This is a genomic window from Muriicola sp. (genome assembly GCF_041567615.1).
Taxonomy (GTDB): domain Bacteria; phylum Bacteroidota; class Bacteroidia; order Flavobacteriales; family Flavobacteriaceae; genus Muriicola.
Genome location: NZ_JBFGBM010000033.1, coordinates 1 through 18,094, shown reverse-complemented (window position 1 = coordinate 18,094; position 18,094 = coordinate 1). Strand labels below are relative to the sequence as shown.

The 18,094-nt window shown below is 51.1% G+C and carries 18 protein-coding genes, 1 tRNA gene and 1 pseudogene; 8 read left to right on the top strand and 12 right to left on the bottom strand.

What is annotated here, in order from left to right:
* Positions 1 to 131 precede the first annotated feature (131 nt).
* Both ABYP73_RS03855 and ABYP73_RS03850 read right to left on the bottom strand, forming a co-directional pair.
* The gene (locus ABYP73_RS03855) at positions 132 to 560 is read right to left on the bottom strand and encodes an RNA polymerase sigma factor (protein WP_372973492.1); all 429 of its coding nucleotides are present in this window, start codon (positions 558 to 560) and stop codon (positions 132 to 134) included.
* 149 nt (positions 561 to 709) lie between these two features.
* Positions 710 to 791: transfer RNA gene (locus tag ABYP73_RS03850), tRNA-Leu, on the bottom strand.
* A gap of 116 nt (positions 792 to 907) precedes the next feature.
* Between ABYP73_RS03850 and ABYP73_RS03845 the strand changes: the two genes are divergently transcribed.
* On the top strand, positions 908 to 2,296 hold the full coding sequence (locus tag ABYP73_RS03845) for a dipeptidase (protein WP_372973491.1): 1,389 nt from the start codon (positions 908 to 910) through the stop codon (positions 2,294 to 2,296).
* A 92-nt stretch (positions 2,297 to 2,388) separates the two neighbouring features.
* The gene (locus ABYP73_RS03840; RefSeq protein ID WP_372973490.1) at positions 2,389 to 3,489 is read left to right on the top strand and encodes a DUF4407 domain-containing protein; all 1,101 of its coding nucleotides are present in this window, start codon (positions 2,389 to 2,391) and stop codon (positions 3,487 to 3,489) included.
* 1 nt (position 3,490) lies between these two features.
* Here ABYP73_RS03840 and ABYP73_RS03835 read toward each other — a convergent pair whose 3' ends face one another.
* From ABYP73_RS03835 to ABYP73_RS03800, 8 genes are read right to left on the bottom strand one after another with little or no spacing between them, the layout of a single operon-like run.
* The gene (locus tag ABYP73_RS03835) at positions 3,491 to 3,847 is read right to left on the bottom strand and encodes an MmcQ/YjbR family DNA-binding protein (protein WP_372973489.1); all 357 of its coding nucleotides are present in this window, start codon (positions 3,845 to 3,847) and stop codon (positions 3,491 to 3,493) included.
* 15 nt (positions 3,848 to 3,862) lie between these two features.
* Positions 3,863 to 4,261 (bottom strand): Dabb family protein, encoded by a 399-nt coding sequence (locus ABYP73_RS03830; RefSeq protein WP_372973488.1) that lies wholly within the window; start codon positions 4,259 to 4,261, stop codon positions 3,863 to 3,865.
* Positions 4,262 to 4,273: 12 nt separating this feature from the next.
* Complete coding sequence (locus ABYP73_RS03825) at positions 4,274 to 4,906, bottom strand: DUF4230 domain-containing protein (protein WP_372944718.1); 633 nt, start codon at positions 4,904 to 4,906, stop codon at positions 4,274 to 4,276.
* 59 nt (positions 4,907 to 4,965) lie between these two features.
* Positions 4,966 to 5,712 (bottom strand): cyclase family protein, encoded by a 747-nt coding sequence (locus tag ABYP73_RS03820; protein ID WP_372944717.1) that lies wholly within the window; start codon positions 5,710 to 5,712, stop codon positions 4,966 to 4,968.
* 24 nt (positions 5,713 to 5,736) lie between these two features.
* Positions 5,737 to 6,879: a radical SAM family heme chaperone HemW gene (gene hemW / locus ABYP73_RS03815; protein WP_372973487.1), complete on the bottom strand. Its 1,143-nt coding sequence runs from the start codon at positions 6,877 to 6,879 to the stop codon at positions 5,737 to 5,739.
* Positions 6,879 to 7,625, bottom strand: coding sequence for a DUF3667 domain-containing protein (locus ABYP73_RS03810; RefSeq protein ID WP_372973486.1), 747 nt, complete (start codon positions 7,623 to 7,625; stop codon positions 6,879 to 6,881). The genes hemW and ABYP73_RS03810 overlap by 1 nt, the downstream gene beginning before the upstream one ends.
* Positions 7,625 to 8,179, bottom strand: coding sequence for a crossover junction endodeoxyribonuclease RuvC (ruvC, locus tag ABYP73_RS03805; protein ID WP_372944714.1), 555 nt, complete (start codon positions 8,177 to 8,179; stop codon positions 7,625 to 7,627). The genes ABYP73_RS03810 and ruvC overlap by 1 nt, the downstream gene beginning before the upstream one ends.
* Positions 8,176 to 8,661, bottom strand: coding sequence for a hypothetical protein (locus ABYP73_RS03800; protein WP_372973485.1), 486 nt, complete (start codon positions 8,659 to 8,661; stop codon positions 8,176 to 8,178). The genes ruvC and ABYP73_RS03800 overlap by 4 nt, the downstream gene beginning before the upstream one ends.
* A 110-nt stretch (positions 8,662 to 8,771) precedes the next feature.
* Between ABYP73_RS03800 and ABYP73_RS03795 the strand changes: the two genes are divergently transcribed.
* A complete protein-coding gene (locus tag ABYP73_RS03795; protein ID WP_372944712.1) occupies positions 8,772 to 9,287 on the top strand; it encodes a DUF456 domain-containing protein in 516 nt (171 codons plus the stop codon).
* Between the two features lie 16 nt (positions 9,288 to 9,303).
* Here the strand turns inward: ABYP73_RS03795 and ABYP73_RS03790 are convergent, their stop codons facing one another.
* Positions 9,304 to 9,858, bottom strand: a complete 555-nt coding sequence (locus ABYP73_RS03790; RefSeq protein WP_372944711.1) for a nitroreductase — start codon at positions 9,856 to 9,858, stop codon at positions 9,304 to 9,306.
* Positions 9,859 to 9,970: 112 nt separating this feature from the next.
* On the opposite strand from ABYP73_RS03790, the gene hutH reads away from it, so the two are divergent.
* The 4 genes from hutH to hutG are packed head-to-tail and all read left to right on the top strand — an operon-like array spanning position 9,971 to position 15,824.
* On the top strand, positions 9,971 to 11,548 hold the full coding sequence (hutH, locus tag ABYP73_RS03785) for a histidine ammonia-lyase (protein WP_372973484.1): 1,578 nt from the start codon (positions 9,971 to 9,973) through the stop codon (positions 11,546 to 11,548).
* 3 nt (positions 11,549 to 11,551) lie between these two features.
* Positions 11,552 to 12,808, top strand: coding sequence for an imidazolonepropionase (hutI, locus tag ABYP73_RS03780; protein ID WP_372973483.1), 1,257 nt, complete (start codon positions 11,552 to 11,554; stop codon positions 12,806 to 12,808).
* On the top strand, positions 12,805 to 14,829 hold the full coding sequence (locus ABYP73_RS03775; RefSeq protein WP_372945474.1) for a urocanate hydratase: 2,025 nt from the start codon (positions 12,805 to 12,807) through the stop codon (positions 14,827 to 14,829). Before hutI ends, ABYP73_RS03775 begins: the two co-directional genes overlap by 4 nt.
* 23 nt (positions 14,830 to 14,852) lie before the next feature.
* Positions 14,853 to 15,824, top strand: coding sequence for a formimidoylglutamase (gene hutG / locus ABYP73_RS03770; protein ID WP_372973482.1), 972 nt, complete (start codon positions 14,853 to 14,855; stop codon positions 15,822 to 15,824).
* On the opposite strand, the gene ABYP73_RS03765 is transcribed toward hutG, so the two are convergent.
* Complete coding sequence (locus ABYP73_RS03765) at positions 15,816 to 16,973, bottom strand: homogentisate 1,2-dioxygenase (RefSeq protein ID WP_372973481.1); 1,158 nt, start codon at positions 16,971 to 16,973, stop codon at positions 15,816 to 15,818. The two genes, hutG and ABYP73_RS03765, sit on opposite strands and share 9 nt — an antisense overlap.
* 826 nt (positions 16,974 to 17,799) lie before the next feature.
* Here ABYP73_RS03765 and ABYP73_RS03760 point away from each other — a divergent pair.
* A pseudogene (locus tag ABYP73_RS03760) lies at positions 17,800 to 18,094 on the top strand (hypothetical protein); the annotation flags it as partial.

The following is an 18,094-nucleotide window of genomic DNA, read 5'->3' as shown; positions in this document are numbered from 1 at the left end:
GGATTCTATGTATGCCTTGGTATCCATTATTGTTCGTTCATATTTTTTCGCAATTGTGAAATACAACTGCGGATCCTCGTCTTCACCGTCCCGACAGGGATTTCCAGCATGCCTGAGGCTTCCTTTTGGGACTATCCCTTGAAGTAAAGCAGCTCAATAAGCTCGATACATTTCTTTTTCAGTTTCTTGAGCATCTGCTGCATACGGGAAATGTCAATCTCCCCTTCTTCTTCATCAGGGTGTTCCAATCTACCTACGAAATAATCAGTAGAAAGGTTCAGTTTTTGCTGTTTATGTGATTTAGAGCGCAGTTCATCGATAGCTGCATTTCGTGCGATATTCAGGATCCAGGTAAAAAACCTTCCCTTAGACGCATCGTACCGATCTGAATACTCCCAAATCTTAATAAATACGTCATGACAGATCTCCTCTGCCCTTGTCTGATCTCTTACTATGGTATTAATCACCCCGCAGATATTCTCAGCGTACATTTCATACAACCGTTCAAAGGCCTTGATGTCCTTACGTTGAAATTGCGAGATCAGTTCCTCTGGTTGCATGTATGGGTTTTAAATAAAAGTAGGTATAGAATATTAATAAAACAAAGATCGAGAGCCTTCCTGCCGCCTTTCCCCGAAAGTGTTTCTTCATTCCACCTTAAAAGGCCATTGTATTAAAAAACCCCTGAATTCTCAGAGGTTTTTAGATGTACAGGCGGAGAGACTCGAACTCTCACACCTTTCGGCACTAGATCCTAAGTCTAGCGTGTCTACCAATTCCACCACGCCTGCATTTCCCCTTTAATCGGGCCTGCAAATATAACTCAATTTTTCAACTTTAAAATCCCGGGACTTCAAATTTAATAACGTCGGTTTTCGTAATTTTAGCCTCAATCAACGAATACACCATGCAAGGACCTAAAGCCTATATCGAACAAAACAAAGACCGATTCCTCAATGAACTTATGGATCTGCTGAAGATCCCTTCCATCAGCGCCGATTCCGCCTTCAGCCACGATGTGCTTCACATGGCCAAGACCGTGGAGGAGGCCCTGATAGCGGCAGGGTGCACCCATACCGAGATCTGTGAAACTGAGGGGTATCCTATCGTATACGGAGAAAGGACCATAGACCCCTCTCTTCCCACCGTGCTGGTCTACGGGCATTATGACGTACAACCCCCGGATCCTCTGAACCTGTGGACGTCCCCTCCCTTTGAACCTGTGGTAAAAAAAACCAACCTCCACCCCAACGGTGCCATCTACGCCCGGGGAGCCTCTGACGATAAGGGTCAAATGTATATGCACATAAAGGCGCTTGAGTATATGGTGCAGAACGACAAGTTGCCCTGTAATGTCAAATTCATGATCGAAGGGGAAGAGGAAGTGGGCAGCAACAGCCTGGTCACCTTTGTAAAAGAAAATCAGAAGAGACTGGCCAACGACATCATCCTGATCTCGGACACCGGAATGATCGCCAAAGACGTTCCTTCTATCACTACCGGACTTAGAGGGTTGAGTTATGTAGAGGTTGAGGTCACCGGACCCAACCGGGACTTGCATTCTGGTCTCTACGGGGGAGCCGTGGCCAATCCCATCAACATCCTGGCCAAGATGATCGCCTCCCTCCATGATGAGAACAACCACATCACCATCCCGGGATTCTACGAAAAGGTACAGGAACTCTCCAGGGAAGAAAGGGAAGCCATGGCCAAGGCACCCTTCGATCTCAAAGCGTACCAGGATGAGATCGGTATTGAATCGGTTTATGGGGAAAAAGGGTACACCACCAATGAGCGGAATTCCATCAGGCCCACCCTGGATGTGAATGGGATCTGGGGCGGATATACAGGGGAAGGTGCCAAGACCGTGATCCCGAGCAAGGCATATGCCAAGATCTCCATGAGACTGGTCCCCAACCAGGACTGGCACGAGATCACAGAACTCTTCAGCTCCCATTTCAAAAGCATCGCACCCAAAGGAGTTACGGTTAAGGTGACCCCCCACCACGGCGGACAGGGATATGTCACCCCTATCGATTTTGTGGGATACAGGGCAGCTGAAAAGGCCTACCAGAAAACATTTGGCACCACGCCCATCCCGCAGCGCGGCGGGGGCAGTATTCCTATTGTGGCCCTCTTTGAACAGGAACTGCAAAGCAAGACCATCCTGATGGGCTTTGGCCTGGACAGCGATGCTATCCACTCCCCCAACGAACATTTTGGGGTGGAGAATTATCTGAAAGGGATTGAGACCATCCCCTATTTCTACGAGTATTTTACAGAAATGTCCAGGTGATCCGACTTTAACACCCAATTAAGTCGCATTTGGTGTAACAAATCCTGCAAGACTGCGTTCTAATAGTCTATCAATCACTTGAGAACACTATTATGATACAACGTTTTTTTATCCTCTGCTCAGGGGCAGATGCCTCTATTCTCGAAACTTGTTCCCCCGGAGAACGCAATAAATACGCCGGTATTGGAGCCACTGTCTTCTTTACGGCCGTCATGGCGTTTCTCGCGGCGGGCTATGCGCTTTACACCGTTTTTGACAACGTCTACACCGCCCTGGGCTTCGGGCTTATCTGGGGTCTTCTCATTTTCAACCTCGACCGTTTCATCGTGTCCACTATCAAGAAGCGAAACAGTTTTAAAAGTGAGTTCCTCCAGGCCACCCCGCGGATCCTGCTGGCGGTCATCATCGCCGTAGTGATCTCCAAACCCCTGGAGATGAAGATCTTTGAGAAGGAGATCGACCGGGTTCTGCTCGAACAAAAGAACGAGTTTACCCTGGCTAATAAGAAGCAGATCGCCCAGCAATATACCCCGGTAGTAGAAGAACTGGAGCAGGATATCGCTATCCTGAAGGCAGAAGTGGCCGCTAAGGAAGCAGAGACGAATGCCCTGTACGACATCTATATATCAGAGGCCGAAGGTACCGCAGGGACCATGCTGCTCGGAAAAGGTCCGGTCTATAAAGAGAAAAGGGAAAAGCACGACGCTGCCCTCCTGGAACTCAGGGAACTAAAGGCAGACAATGCCGAACGTATCGCAGCCATCGAAAATCAGATCCAGGAACTCAATACGGATTACGACACGGTAGTGACAGACTCCCAACCCATCATCGACGGGTTCGACGGGCTGATGGCCCGGATCGGCGCCCTGGGTGAATTACCCTGGTTCCCCTCCTTCTTTATCTTCTTGCTTTTCCTCGCCATAGAGACCGCACCTATTGTGGTGAAACTACTCTCCCCGAAAGGTCCTTATGATTTTAAGCTCGAAGAAGAGGAGAGTACCGTAGCGGCTTGGGTGACCCAAAAAGTGGAACAACGGCAGCACATCATGGCGACCGACGCCGCCCTCAATGAAAAGATCTACGGGGAGATTCGGGAAGAAGAAAGGGTGTACGCCCACAAGAAACAAAAGGCAGAAGAGCTTCTCAGACTACAGGCAGATGCCTTTCACGAATTGCAGGTAAAGAGCCTGTAGTTCAAAGCGCGTCGAGTTCAGCCTTGAGTTTTTTGGTGAATTTGGCAACCACCAGGTCATAGCTTAGATCGGTGAGTTCCCTGATCAGATCAGCAGGCAATTGCTCCAGGTAAATAGTGTTCCAGTGGGTCTTGCTCATGTGGTAGGCAGGCAGGACAACCCCGTCGTGTTCCACCCTGAGTTGCTGGGCCCTTTCGGGTTCACATTTCAGGTTTGCCTGGGAGGGTACCCGCTCCAGGGGAACCAGGGCAAACATCTTGCCCATCACCTTGAACACAAGGGTGACCTTATCGAACGGAAACTCTTCCGTAACACCCTTTTTGGCAAGGCAGTACCGCCTGAATTCTTCCACATTCATCTTACTGAGGTTGCGTTATTCTGAGGGCAGTCCGAGGGCGTCGTAGATGACGATCTTATCCCAAAGATGATTAGACTCCTCAATAAAGTCCAGGTGCGCTTTTTCCGTTTGATACAGGTCCTGTTCCTCCGCCGAGGCAAAAGTGACGATCAGGTTATAGGTATAAGTGTCATCCACGATCTCCCGGGTGGCTTTGGGTGGCGTTCCCAGGAATTTCGTCTTGGCATAGAGGGACCGTTCCATAAACCGCTCCATGGATGCCTCAAAGGCCGCCCTGTCTTCCGCACTGTTCGGATTCTTCAGCCAGATGTATACTGAGTGCACAAAAGCAGGATCGAATTCGGAAGCGGCTTTCTCTTCCCTGCAGGAAAAGGATACCGACAACATCATAGCAATCAGGATGATCTTTTTCATATTGTGAAGTAATTAAATGGTTCCGCTTTCCAGTGATTGCCGTTCGCTTTCCCGAAGTTCCAGGGCTGAATAATCGAGTTTCCAGCCTATGGTCTCCACGAGTTTGCTCATCAGCAGTACAGCCTCCAGGGCCTCCCTGCGGGCGGTATCCATGAGTCCGCTTTTGGGGATCTTTTCCCTGATGTGCTGTATGGCCTCCTGGTTCAGGGCTGTGAGGTCGTTGGGTTTAAAGGCGTTGAACAGGCCATTCTGTATATCGTAGAACTCGAGGTTGGGCTCTATGGAGAGCACCTGGGGTTGCGGAAAATTAGCCAGGATGATCTTCTTGTTCGCGGCGTCTGCCCGGAGGTCGATCTGTTGCAGGTCATACCCGATATGGGCCTTGGCATTGATCACGATCAGGGCTTTTTTGGTGCTGCTCACCAGGCTCAGGAACCGTTCCCTCCTGTTCTCGTATTTGTAGATTTCGGCAAAATCCCCTTCCACAGAGATCAGTTTACAGACGCTTTTGATGCGTTCCAAAAGGACGGTCGACTGCCGTTCCGTGGTCTCCCGGTTCTGTCTTTTCCTGAAAAAGGAATACACCCAATACATGGTAATTGCCCCGAGGATCAGACCTAATACCGCTTCTATAAAGCCATCCATAATGCCGACTGTTCTGTGTTGTCTTTAAAGGTAAGGAAAGGTGCAGACATAGGAACTTCTTACCGGATTTTATAGAGTACAGGGCGGCTGGGGCTGGCATCGTTCTCGATGGGGGCGAATTGCAGCTCCAGTAAATACTCCCCGTCCTCGATCCCATGGGGCACATAGATAAACTCAGTGATGGTGGCCCCTGATCGTCTATTTCCTTTGATTCCCCAGAAAGCCTTGTGGGCGAGTAATTGGCCGTCATCCTTTTCCCTGTCTACCGAAGGCAGGTCGACCAGCAGGTGCTCAACCCCTCTTTCCACCAGGAAGTCCATCGCCTCTTCTGTAAAATATGGCGGATTGGTATGGGAGTACTGCCGGGACAGTTTCTCCCGGGTATTGGGAAGGGTCCTGACCACCAGGGCCTCGAACCGGCCTTCCGCAAGGGTCCTCTGTAGCTGTTTTCGGGATATGATGTGATCCTTCCCTTCTTTCTCCGGAGCGAGGGTGATCAGCAAGGCGTGGAAAAAGAATCGTTTCAGGGTCTGGTTGACCGACTGCCCCTCGGGGGTAATGTGCCCCAGGCATTCCGTATGCGTACCATGGGCGTGCGGGTTAAAGGCGATGTCATTGAAGTTGGTACTGGCTCCTTCCCGAATGCTGCCCGTAAAATCCCCTTCCCTGTGAGGCTCGATCCTGGGCGGACCCACATACCAGGCATTCACGTTCTCCGGGCCGTTGCGCAAGGGTATGGAGATATCAAGGGGCTTATCCAGGTCTGCCTCCACCTTCCGGCCTGCGATCTGAAAGGAAATGATCATCTGTGAATTCGGTATGGGGTGTGTTTACTTTTTCTTTTCTAAAGGTAGCATAAATAAATCGGCCGCCAGCCCGTCACTGAGGAACTTCCCCTTTTGGGAAACCCTCAGGATTTCCCCATCGAGATAAAGGTACCGGTCGGCAATATGCCTTTCCGCCTGCTCCAAAAGGTAGTCCCTGAAATGGCCTCCAAATTCCTTTTCAATGCGCTGCAGAGAGACCCCCCACATCGTCCTGAGTCCGGTCATCACATATTCATTATACCGATCCCTCTGGCTCAGGGTTTCTGCCTCCAAAGGCAGTTGCCCTGCCTGTATGCTCTTGATGTAGAGGGAATTGTTGGAAATATTCCAGGCGCGTTCCCGTCCGTTAAAGGAATGGGCCGAGGGTCCGATCCCCAGGTAGGTCTTCCCCTGCCAGTAAGCGGTATTGTTCCGGGAGAAATACCCGGGCTTCCCGAAGTTCGACAATTCATAATGCACGAATCCTTTTTCCTCCAGTCTACGAACCAGATACTGGAACTGGGCTTCGGCCTGTTCATCATCGACCCCGGGGACCACCCCTTTCTCGATGAATTTCTTCAGAGCCGTGCCCGGTTCCACCGTCAGGGCGTAACTCGAAATGTGCGGCACCTCATAGCTGAGAGCAATGGAGATGTTCTCCTCCCATCTCTTGTCATCAGAGATGGGGATACCGTAGATCAGGTCGATGCTGATATTGTCGAATGTATCTCTGGCTTTTTGAAGGGCTGTCCTGGCCTGCTCCGCATTATGAGCCCGGTTCATGAACTTGAGGTCCTCGTCAAAAAAGGACTGTATCCCGATGCTCAGTCGGTTCACTTTAGAAGCCGCAAGTCCCTCAATCTTTTCCTCAGTCAGGTCGTCAGGATTGGCTTCCAGGGTGACCTCCGGATCCTCTCCTACCGTGTATTGCTTCCGTACACTATCGATAAGACGGTCCGTCTCATGAACATCGAGTACCGAAGGGGTTCCTCCTCCGAAATAGATCGTTTCCACAACCTCGTCCTTTAGCTCATCCCTTCTCATTACTAATTCCTTTTCGAGGGCCTGTAACATCTCCTGCTTCTTCTTCAGGCTGGTAGAAAAGTGGAAGTCGCAGTAATGGCAGGCCTGTTTGCAAAACGGGATATGAATGTAGATACCTGCCATCAGCTCTGTCTTGACAAAACGATCAGATAGGAGAGACCGAAGGAAGTCACCCCATAGGTCATAAAGGCGAGGAGAAAGACAATGATGGATTTCAGGACCACCCAGAAAGCGGGTCTTTTCATAAAGGAAATCATCGCATAGATAAAATACAACCACATGATCGTAATCCCCAGGGGCTGCAGGTTATTTCCGGCATACTGCACCACGAACATATTGCAGGTGACCAGAAGGGTATAGATGCCCAGGAGATAGAAGGACACGGCTATGAATTCTGCCATGGAATATCGTTTGTAAAAGAAGAGCTTCATTAAGAGGGCAAGGGTCAACACAAAGACAAAGAGGAAATTGTTGATATTGATCAACATAAAATTTCGAGCCTCGGTAAGGAGACTGACATCAACCTTATCCCCTTCTACCACCACTGTGCTGTCCCTGAAGGGATCAAAGCCAATAAGGGATCTTATCACGATGTATAAAAAAGTTGTCAAAAGGAAGAAGGCTACCGGCCTGTAATATCTTTTCCGCTTTCCTTCCAGGTAATTTCTCAGGAGGTCTCCCGGTCTAATGACCAAGTCCCGTACAGTGATCAGCAGGGGTGCATTCACGGATATTAAGGCGTCTGACAGGTCCTCAAAGGTTTCCCTAAAGGTCACTTTGTGCACACTCAGGCGCTGCCCGCAGCGGGTACAAAAATTGCCCTGGGAGAGCATGCCGCAATTTTTACAAGGTCTCGCTTCCTCTGCCATTACTGATCGATTCGGTCTCCGTTCTGTTTCACAAAGGCGGCCCATCCGGTATAGGACTTGCCCTCACTGATCCTCCCCTGATTGTAGAAATGACAGACAGCGGCTGCAAGGCCATCCGTGCTGTCGAGATTTTTGGGAAGCGACTTCAGTTTGAGCAATTGCTGCAGCATTTTAGCCACCTGCTCCTTGCTGGCATTACCATTGCCGGTTATTGACATCTTGATCTTCTTCGGAAAGTATTCCGTGATGGGGATCTGCCTGCTGAGTCCGGCCGCCATGGCTACGCCCTGGGCCCTGCCCAGTTTCAGCATGGATTGTACATTCTTTCCGTAAAAGGGGGCTTCAATGGCGATCTCGTCCGGGTGATAGGTCTCGATCAAAGAGATGGTCCGGTCGTAGATCAACTTGAGTTTGGTGAACGGATCATCGTATTTCTTTAAGATGAGTTCATTCATCTGTATGAACGTCATTTGCGACCCCACTACCCTGATGATCCCGAAACCCATGATCGTGGTTCCCGGGTCTATTCCCATGATGATCTTCTCCTTCTTCACCCGTTTCTGTTTGTGGTTATTTCCATAGGTAATCTGAATCGACTTCTTACCGGAATCCCTCGTTTTAAGGCCGGTTCCGGCCTTGGCATGCTCCTCAGGCTTTTTATGATAACCTCCCTGAACTGCGGGATCTGACCCTGCAGGGCGCTATCATTCTGCATCTCCACCACCTGTAATTCTCCCGTAGACTCCACCATAAAGTCGATATGGATCGTACTTTGGAGGTCCGTATCAGAGGTGAATCTGAAATCCTGCAGGCTTGTGGAGAGGTTTTCCAGGAGGGTCGACTCAAAGCACAGCCGCTGGTCTGTTTTTGATGCGGTTTCATCGCATCCCTCGAAGAGAGGATACTGATCGACATCATTCCAGTCTATCCCCCTCAACTCATCCTCAACCAGCTTTTGGGTCCTGGATTCGGGAGTCGCCAGCCAGTCGCAAGAAAGCAGGAGGAAAAAACTGCAGCACAAAGTGAGGATCCTCATAGAAGTCCGTATTCAGGATTGAAAATTACGCTTTTTTTTAGTCAAACCGAATTCCCTTCCCCCGTGTAACAAATCTGCATTACCTTAGTCTTATCGGAAACCTTTCGTTTATGGATATCGCCTTGCTGCTCGTTGGATTTATCCTGATGCTCACAGGGATTGTGGGAAGTTTTCTGCCCGTTCTGCCGGGTACACCCGTGAGCTGGGTGGGCCTGCTCCTGCTCTACCTCACCAGTGCTGTGCCAGACGACTGGTGGTTCCTCGGGATCACCCTGGTGGTGGCCCTTGTGGTGTTTGCCTTGGACTACATCATCCCGGCCGTGGGGACCCGGAAATTCGGGGGTACCCGATCGGGAATGATCGGCACCACCCTGGGGCTTGTGGTGGCTATCATTTTTCCTGTGCTGGGGATCTTCGGCATCATCTTCTGGCCCTTCCTGGGAGCTTTCCTGGGGGAATTGCTCAATAAGGCCGACCAGAAATCGGCTCTGAAGGCCGCATTTGGATCCTTTATGGGCTTCCTGACGGGGACCTTCCTGAAATTCGTGGTCACCGTTATCTTTTTCGGACTTTTTATCGCGAAAGCCTGGGAATTCAGGGCTGAGCTCTTTCCCTGGTTCAATTGATCCCGCTGTTTCTGGTCTAGGTAAGCCAGACCGTTTTATCCTCTATCGGTGTCCTTATCCCGGGTTCCGGTTCCTCGTCGTAATAGCCCATATAGAAGAACCCCAGGCATTTTTCGCCCTCTGCCAGAGGAAAGAACTCATCCATAAATCGGATCAGGGAGGGTGAACTCCAGTAGGCGCCAATCTTCATAGCCGTACAGCACAGCCACATGTTCTGCACGGCCATGGCCGTCGCTGCGACCTCCTCCCATTCGGGGACGCTCTCAGCAGGGTCTCTCTGCATGCAAATAGCGATCATTGCTGCCGCCTTTTGTGTTTTTTCGATCATTTTCCTGCCCTTGAGTTCCTTGGGTCTGGGATCCGTTTCCCTGTACTTTTTTGAGAGGAAATGCCCCAGGCTTTCCTTGGAAGCTCCCGTAAGTACTTTAAATCGCCAGGGTTGGGTCTTTCTGTGGGTAGGTGCCCAATTGGCCGCCTCGAGTATTTTTTCTATGTCCTCCCGGGCTATGGGTTGGTCATTGTACTGGGCCGGGAAAACTGCCCGGCGGTCTTTGATAAGGTCGAATATCATAGCGTTTTTTTAGTGTTGATTTAGTGAGGGCCTGTTCCGGAAGGCCCTGTGCATTTTCTGGCTCATCTCAAACTTAATGAATACATTTAGGGTATTCAAATTATCATCCCAGGTGGAAAAAGAATCAGTGTTTTATTATGGGGAAGACAGGCTGACAGCAGGTTTGGCCCTTTCCCTTGCCAGGTGTGAAAGGAAGGGCGAAATCCGGGACGAGACATGGAAAAGGATACAGGAAAGCCATGAGGTGGTCCAGCAGATCGTGGATAAGGGGGAACCCGTCTACGGCATCAATACCGGTTTTGGACCTCTGTGTACAACGAGCATTTCCAGAGAAGAAACGAGGATATTGCAGAAAAACATCCTGCAAAGTCACAGTGTAGGCGTTGGAGACCCTGTAGACCCGGAGATCGCCAGGCTTATGCTCGTACTCAAGATCCATTCCCTGGCTAAAGGGTATTCGGGGATCTCTGAACCAACATTGAAAAGGCTTCTTTGGCATCTGGAAAACGAGGCCATCCCTGTGGTACCCTCCAAGGGATCCGTTGGGGCATCGGGAGACCTCGCTCCCCTGGCACATCTCTTCCTCCCTTTGCTCGGTCTCGGTAAAGTACAGTACAAGGGAGAAGCGATCTCTGGAGAAAAGCTGCTGGAAAGAACAGGCATGAAACCGTTAGAACTGGGACCCAAAGAAGGCCTGGCCCTGATCAATGGCACCCAGTTCATCGCTTCTCATGCCGTTAAGGTTTTGGACGGATTCCACAATTGCCTGACCCACGCAGATATCATCGGGGCGATGATGATAGAGGGGCTGCAGGGATCCATCAAGCCCTTTTACAAGGAACTGCATGACTTGAGGCCATTTAAGGGTTCCCAGCACGTCGCCAAGCGCATCAAATCCCTCCTCGAGGGATCAGAGATCATGGAAGACCACATTGATTGTGAGCGGGTACAGGACCCCTATTCGTTGCGATGTATTCCTCAGGTCCACGGGGCCTCCCGCAATACCTGGCTCCACCTCAAGGAACTTCTGGAAGTTGAGTTGAACGCTGTGACGGACAATCCCATTATCATAGACAAGGACCTGACCATCAGTGGGGGAAATTTTCACGGGCAGCCCCTGGCCATGGCCCTGGATTATGCCTGCCTGGCAGCTGCGGAACTGGGAAATATCTCAGACAGGAGGGTATATCTGGCCCTGGAAGGCAATAGTCCGGGCATCCCTAAACTCCTGATGAAGGAAACCGGGATCAACTCGGGTTATATGATCCTCCAATACACTTCTGCGGCCCTGGCCAGCGAAAACAAAACACTGTGTTTTCCTGCGAGTGCAGACAGTATCCCTACCTCCCTGGGGCAGGAAGACCACGTGAGTATGGGCTCCATTTCCGGTAGAAAGGCACTGCAGGTCATAAAGAACGTCGAAAAGATCCTCGCCATAGAACTGCTGACGGCAGCCCAGGCTTTTGAATTCAGGAAACCCCTGAGGTCGGGGGCCATCCTGGAGAGGGTACACATGGAGGTGCGAAAACGGGTCTCCTTCGCCTCAAATGATCGCGTCTTTGCAGACGACATAGAGGAAGGAATAAAGCTGATCCGGGAACGATCTGCCATTGAGGCCGTTAAGGCCATTAGCAATAAAAAGGGCTATTCTCTGAAAACGCCCTTTTCTAAAGAATTTGAAGTGTACTGATCTATGGCAGAGTATTCCTATTTTGGTCCGATCGCCGAACTGGTCTCCATGGATGCCCTCCCACTTAAAGGGGCGATTCAGGAGAATGCACTGGGCCTCTTAACCCGGCAGGGAGTGCTGGCCAGGAACGGAATGATCCAGGAGATAGGAGAGCACGAAAAACTGCTCCCTTTTGCAAAGAAGGCAGGAGCAGAGATTCACATTTTTGACACACCCCTGGTGGCCCTGCCAGGTCTGATCGATTGCCATACCCATATCTGTTTCAGCGGCTCACGGGCCAGGGATTACGCCCTCAGGAATGCCGGCAGCACGTATCTGGAGATCGCCAAAGCCGGAGGAGGGATCTGGGATACGGTGACCCGGACCAGACAGGCATTGGAGGGAGAACTCATCCGTGGCATCACTACGCGAGTAGGGAAGCATATTTCTCAGGGCGTGACCACGATCGAGGTAAAAAGCGGCTATGGCCTCACTACGGAAGAGGAACTTAAAATGCTCAGGGCGATCAGGAAGGCAGGTGATTCGGTTCCAGCGGACCTGATCAGTACCTGCCTTGCGGCACATATGCTGCCGAGGGATTACGCAGGTTCATCTAAGGAATACCTTGAGATGCTGGGGAATGAACTCCTCCCGCGGATAACGGAAGAAGGCCTTTCCAAACGGGTGGATGCTTTTGTTGAAGAGGGCGCTTTTTCTCCTTCCGACATCCTTCCCTATTTAGAAAAAGCGAAAGGTCTGGGATTTGAGATCACCGTTCACGCCGACCAGTTTACGACCGGAGGGAGCCAGGTGGCCATCGACTGCCAGGCGCTCAGCGCGGATCACCTGGAGGCCAGCACGCCAAAGGAGGTTTCTGCCCTGGCTCAAAGCGACGTGATCGCCGTGGCCCTTCCTGGTGCAAGCCTCGGCCTGGGTTGTGGTTTTACCCCCGCCCGTGCACTGCTCGATGCCGGGGCCAGCCTGGCCATAGCCAGTGACCATAATCCCGGCTCGGCCCCGATGGGACAACTCCTCACCCAGGCGGCCATCCTCGGGGCCAGGGAAAAACTGACGACCCCTGAAGTCTTTGCAGGGATCACTTTCAGGGCGGCCGCAGCCCTTAACCTTTCAGACCGGGGCATCCTCAGAAAGGGAATGCTTACAGACATGGTACTTTTCCCCACAAATGACCATCGGGAGATCCTATACCACCAGGGCAGTCTCCAACCTGTTTACACCATTAAAAAGGGGAAAATCGTTTATTCTAAACCAGAAGCATGAGAACTACCACAGATAGATCGTTCAGGGAGCAACTGCTCGAGGGAATACCGGCCAGCCTTCCTCCCAAACCCGAAAGCAGGAGCGTTCTGAGCCATGCTCCCGCCCGAAAACAGATCCTTTCCAGGGAGGAGAAACGCCTGGCGGTACAGAATGCGCTTCGCTATTTCCCAAAAGCCTGGCATGAAGAACTGGCTCCTGAATTTGCCGGAGAATTGAACGAATACGGAAGAATTTACATGTACCGGTTCAAGCCCGCTTACGAGATGTATGCGCGGCCTATAGCAGCCTACCCCGCGAAGACGCCGGAAGCCGCCGCTATCATGCTGATGATCCAGAACAACCTGGACCCTGCAGTGGCGCAGCATCCGGATGAACTCATCACCTATGGTGGTAATGGGGCCGTATTCCAGAACTGGGCGCAGTACTTGCTTACCATGCAGTACCTGGCGACCATGACGGAAACCCAGACCTTGCATGTGTATTCAGGCCATCCCATGGGCCTCTTCCCTTCCTCCAGGGAGGCTCCCAGGGTGGTCGTTACCAATGGGATGATGATCCCGAACTATTCCAAACCAGACGACTGGGAACGCTACAACGCCCTGGGGGTCACCCAGTACGGGCAGATGACCGCGGGGTCCTATATGTATATCGGTCCACAGGGCATCGTCCACGGAACCACCATCACCGTTATGAACGCCTTCCGGAAAGTGCTGAAAACAGGAGAAAACTCCAGGGGCAGACTCTTCCTTACCTCCGGCTTAGGGGGTATGAGCGGGGCCCAGCCCAAGGCCGGGAACATTGCCGGATGTGTTACGGTCTGTGCCGAAGTAAACCCTGCTGCAGCCCGGAAAAGGCATGAGCAGGGCTGGGTGGATGAGCTTCACCATTCCCTAGACGAGCTCGTTCTGCGCACACGCAGGGCCATGGAAGGCAGGGAGGTGGTCTCCCTGGCCTATGTGGGCAATGTAGTGGATGTATGGGAACGCTTCCTGGAAGATAACATCTACGTCAGCCTGGGATCAGACCAGACCTCTCTCCACAATCCCTGGGCAGGGGGGTACTATCCCGCGGGGTTGAGTTTTGAGGATGCCAATGCACTTATGGTGGAAGACCCCGATGCCTTTAAAAAGAAAGTACAGCAGTCCCTTAAAAAACAGGTCGACCTGATCAACGCCCATACCGCAAGGGGCACCTATTTCTTTGACTACGGCAATGCCTTCCTGCTGGAGGCCGGCAAGGCAGGTGCGGCCGTGATGGCTGAAAATAAGATCGATTTCAGATACCCTTCCTACGTTCAGGATATCCTCGGGCCTTTGTGCTTCGACTACGGCTTTGGCCCTTTCCGATGGGTCTGTACCTCGGGTGATCCTCAAGATCTGAAGAAGACAGACCAAATAGCTCTCGAGGTCATGAATGGGATCAGGGATAGGGCCCCTGAGGAGATCAGGCAGCAGATGCAGGACAACATTCTCTGGATTGAGCAGGCTGAAGAGAACAGACTCGTAGTGGGATCACAGGCCAGGATCCTCTATGCCGATGCAGAAGGGAGGACGGCTATTGCCCTGGCTTTTAACGAGGCGATCCGCAAAGGAGAATTAACAGCACCTGTAGTCCTCGGCAGGGACCACCACGACGTGAGCGGTACGGATTCGCCCTTCAGGGAGACCAGCAATATCTACGATGGCAGTAAATTCACCGCAGACATGGCCATCCACAATGTGATAGGCGACAGTTTTCGGGGTGCCACCTGGGTATCTATCCATAACGGGGGTGGCGTAGGCTGGGGAGAAGTGATCAACGGAGGCTTTGGGATGGTGCTCGACGGAAGTGAAAGTGCAGCGCGTAGGATACGCAGCATGTTGTTCTACGACGTAAATAACGGTATCGCCCGCAGGAGCTGGGCCCGAAATCCGGAAGCCCTGTTCGCGATCCGGCGGGAAATGGAAAGGACCCCGGAGATGAGGATCACCCTGCCTACTCTTGTAGATGAAGATATCATTGATAAGGCCATCGAAAAATAGTGTCTCTATACAAGCAAAGCAGGATGAATGACCTCCATACAAAACCGAACCCCGCCCTGTGGTCGGGTCGCTCCTCAGCCGGGCAGGAATACCTGCACGAGAAGGTACGCCTGGCAGGCCCGGAAGAGGAAACCGGATTGCAGATCGATAGCAAATCCTTTGTTCTCCTGGGCTATGCCTGTGATGAAGGTGTAAGGCGCAATGGCGGACGTGTCGGTGCTGCCGAAGGGCCCGATGCTATCCGCAGGGAATTGGGCAAAATGGCTAATCACCTCCCGGCAAGGGTCCGGCTCATAGATATGGGAAATGTCAGCTGTATACAGGGCGACCTGGAAAAGTCACAGGAGGCCCTATCAGGCCTTGTCAGAATGACGGTCGAGCAGGGAGGTATTCCCCTGTTACTGGGAGGCGGACATGATATTTCCTTTGCCCATTATGGTGGCCTGAGATCGGCCCTGCCGCGATCCCGTAGCCTGGGCATCATCAACTTCGACGCCCATTTCGACCTTAGGACCAACCACAAAGGCAATCATTCAGGCAGTCCGTTTTATCAGATCGCCACGGAATGCCAAAAGGATGACCTCGCATTTCGGTATCTCTGCCTGGGGATCCGCAGGGAGGCCAACCCACCTGAGTTATTCCGCAGAGCAGACGAACTGGGAGTGGGCTATCTGGAGCTTCATGAATTCAGCATGCACAGAATAAATAATGTCTCAAAAACGCTTGGCAACTTCCTTAATGCGATAGATAAGGTATATGTCACCGTAGATATGGACGGCTTCTCCTCGGCCTTTTCTCCCGGGGTGAGCGCAGCCTCACCCGTAGGATTTACTCCGGAGGTCGCCATGACCTGCCTGCGGCAAATTATTTCATCCGGGAAATTGCTGGGGTTGGATGTGGCCGAAACGAATCCGAAATACGACAGAGACCATCAGACCGCCAAACTCGCAGCAGGGATCGTCCACCGGGTTATGCATGAGATAAGTCTACTCTAGCCAGGACTTGTAGTACTTCCCGTCGTCCAGATTCAGAGCCGTCTGTGTGAGCTGCAGAGGCTTGAAGGTGTCGATCATCACGGCTAGCTCCTCTGTTCCCTTCTTGCCAATACTCGCCTCATAGGTGCCTGGGTGTGGCCCATGAGGAATCCCAGCAGGATGAAGGGAGATATACCCTTTGTCTATCCCTTTTCGGCTCATAAAGTCCCCGTCTACGTAATAGAGCACCTCGTCCGAATCGATATTCGAGTGGTTGTAGGGGGCCGGTATCGCCTCAGGATGATAATCGTACAGCCTGGGACAGAAAGAGCATACCACAAAGGCACCGGTCTCGAACGTCTGGTGCACCGGCGGCGGCTGATGTACCCTTCCGGTGATAGGCTCAAAGTCGTGTATGGAGAAGGCATAGGGATAATTGTAACCGTCCCAGCCTACGATGTCGAAAGGATGGGTGGCATAGACCAGGTGGTGCAGATGGCCCTGCTTCTTGACCTTAATGACAAAATCCCCTTTCTCATCATGAGTTTCCAGATTTTGTGGCAGCCTGAAATCCCTCTCGCAAAAGGGAGAATGCTCCAGGTGCTGCCCGAACCAGTTGCGGTATCTCTTGGGTGTGTATATGGGGTGGTAGGACTCGGTGATCAAAAGGCGGTTATCCTCTGAATCAAAATGAATCTGATAGATCATACCTCTGGGGATCAGGATATAATCCCCGTATCCGAAAGGAATCTCACCTAGCAGGGTCTTCAGGGTTCCCGAACCCTGGTGGATAAACAGCAATTCATCCGCGTCAGCGTTCTTGTAAAAGTAATCCTTCATGGATTTCCTGGGAGCCGCCAGACCGACATGCACGTCCCCGTTAAAGAGTATCACTTTTCTGCCCTGCAGGTAATCATCCTCGGGGGGGAGCTCCAGGCCTTTCAGCAAACGAGATTTCACGTGGTATTGCACGGCAGCCTTGGGGCTGATATCGATCGTTTTTTCGATCTCCTTGACCTGTGTAGGCCGATGGATATGGTACATGAGGGAGGACATGCCGTCAAAACCGATAGTCCCGAACAATTGCTCGTAATACAGGCTGCCATCGGGCTTTTTGAAGGTGGTGTGTCTCTTGTGCGGAATCTTCCCTAATTTGTGATAAAGCGGCATGGTGCAGTGGCTTTTAATTAGGCTTTAAAATTACAACAATTACGGGCGACTAAAAAATTGGGGCCCTCTATAAACCCGTGGAAATTTTGCTACTTCAAGAGGCGAAAATAGAACCGTATCGCCCAGAAAAGAAAAAAGCCTCCCAACTTGGAAAGCCTTTCATTGGCTGTAACTGATCGCTCAGTGTACAACACCGGTCCCACTCTCGTGGAACCCAACACAACAAAGCAAAGATAGGAAAGCTTTTTGATATGGGCCACATCCCCGTATATTATTTACATGGTCAATCTCTGAGACGGCAGAATTAGGGGTGTCCCCTTAACGTACATATCTAATAATGCTGTACGCCTGTATTCGATGAAAATCCTTGAATTTTCCGGAATTTTTTAGGGGTCCTGATTTCATCGATGGAGACGCTAACCCGATTAAACGTCACATATCGGATGTTTGGCCGAACAAGGCTTTCTGTTCACCGACCCCTCTCCTCTTCCAGATACGCATTCCATTACTTTTATCATCGATTTTCCCGGGAATATGGGTTCCTAGTGGACTTACCTGAAATAATGCGGAATAAGGATATAAAAAACATCTAACCTCTTGATTCGTAGTAATTCACACTTTAAAAAACATCGATGAAATGCAGAATTCAAAGGATTTTGATACATGTAAGAAACGGATGACAAACACGATTTTCAGACGAACGGCAATCCCGCAGTTTTTTGAACGAATTTCCTTGTCCGTTGGTCGGCATCTCGAAGATAAACCCTTTAATAGAAGTTATTTAGATATAGATCGACGCTTAAAATACGGCTACATCGAACAAAGAATGAAAACGATTATCAACATACTCATTTTTATCAGTTGTTTCTCAACTGCCCTCGCCAAGGATTCCCTGGCGACGGAGCAAGCGTTGCGCCCTACTCGAAGTATAGAATTCCTCAAGCCAGTATCCGGAATATCAGAAATTACTTTCCAGGATCACGACATTTATAAATGGATCCAGACCATGCAGCTGGACAATGGTCTTATTGAAAGTGCAGAACACACTAATTTTGTTTCCCTCTATGATAACGCCATAAGTGCCCTCCTGTTTATTTCCCAGGAAGAGATCGAGCAGGCCG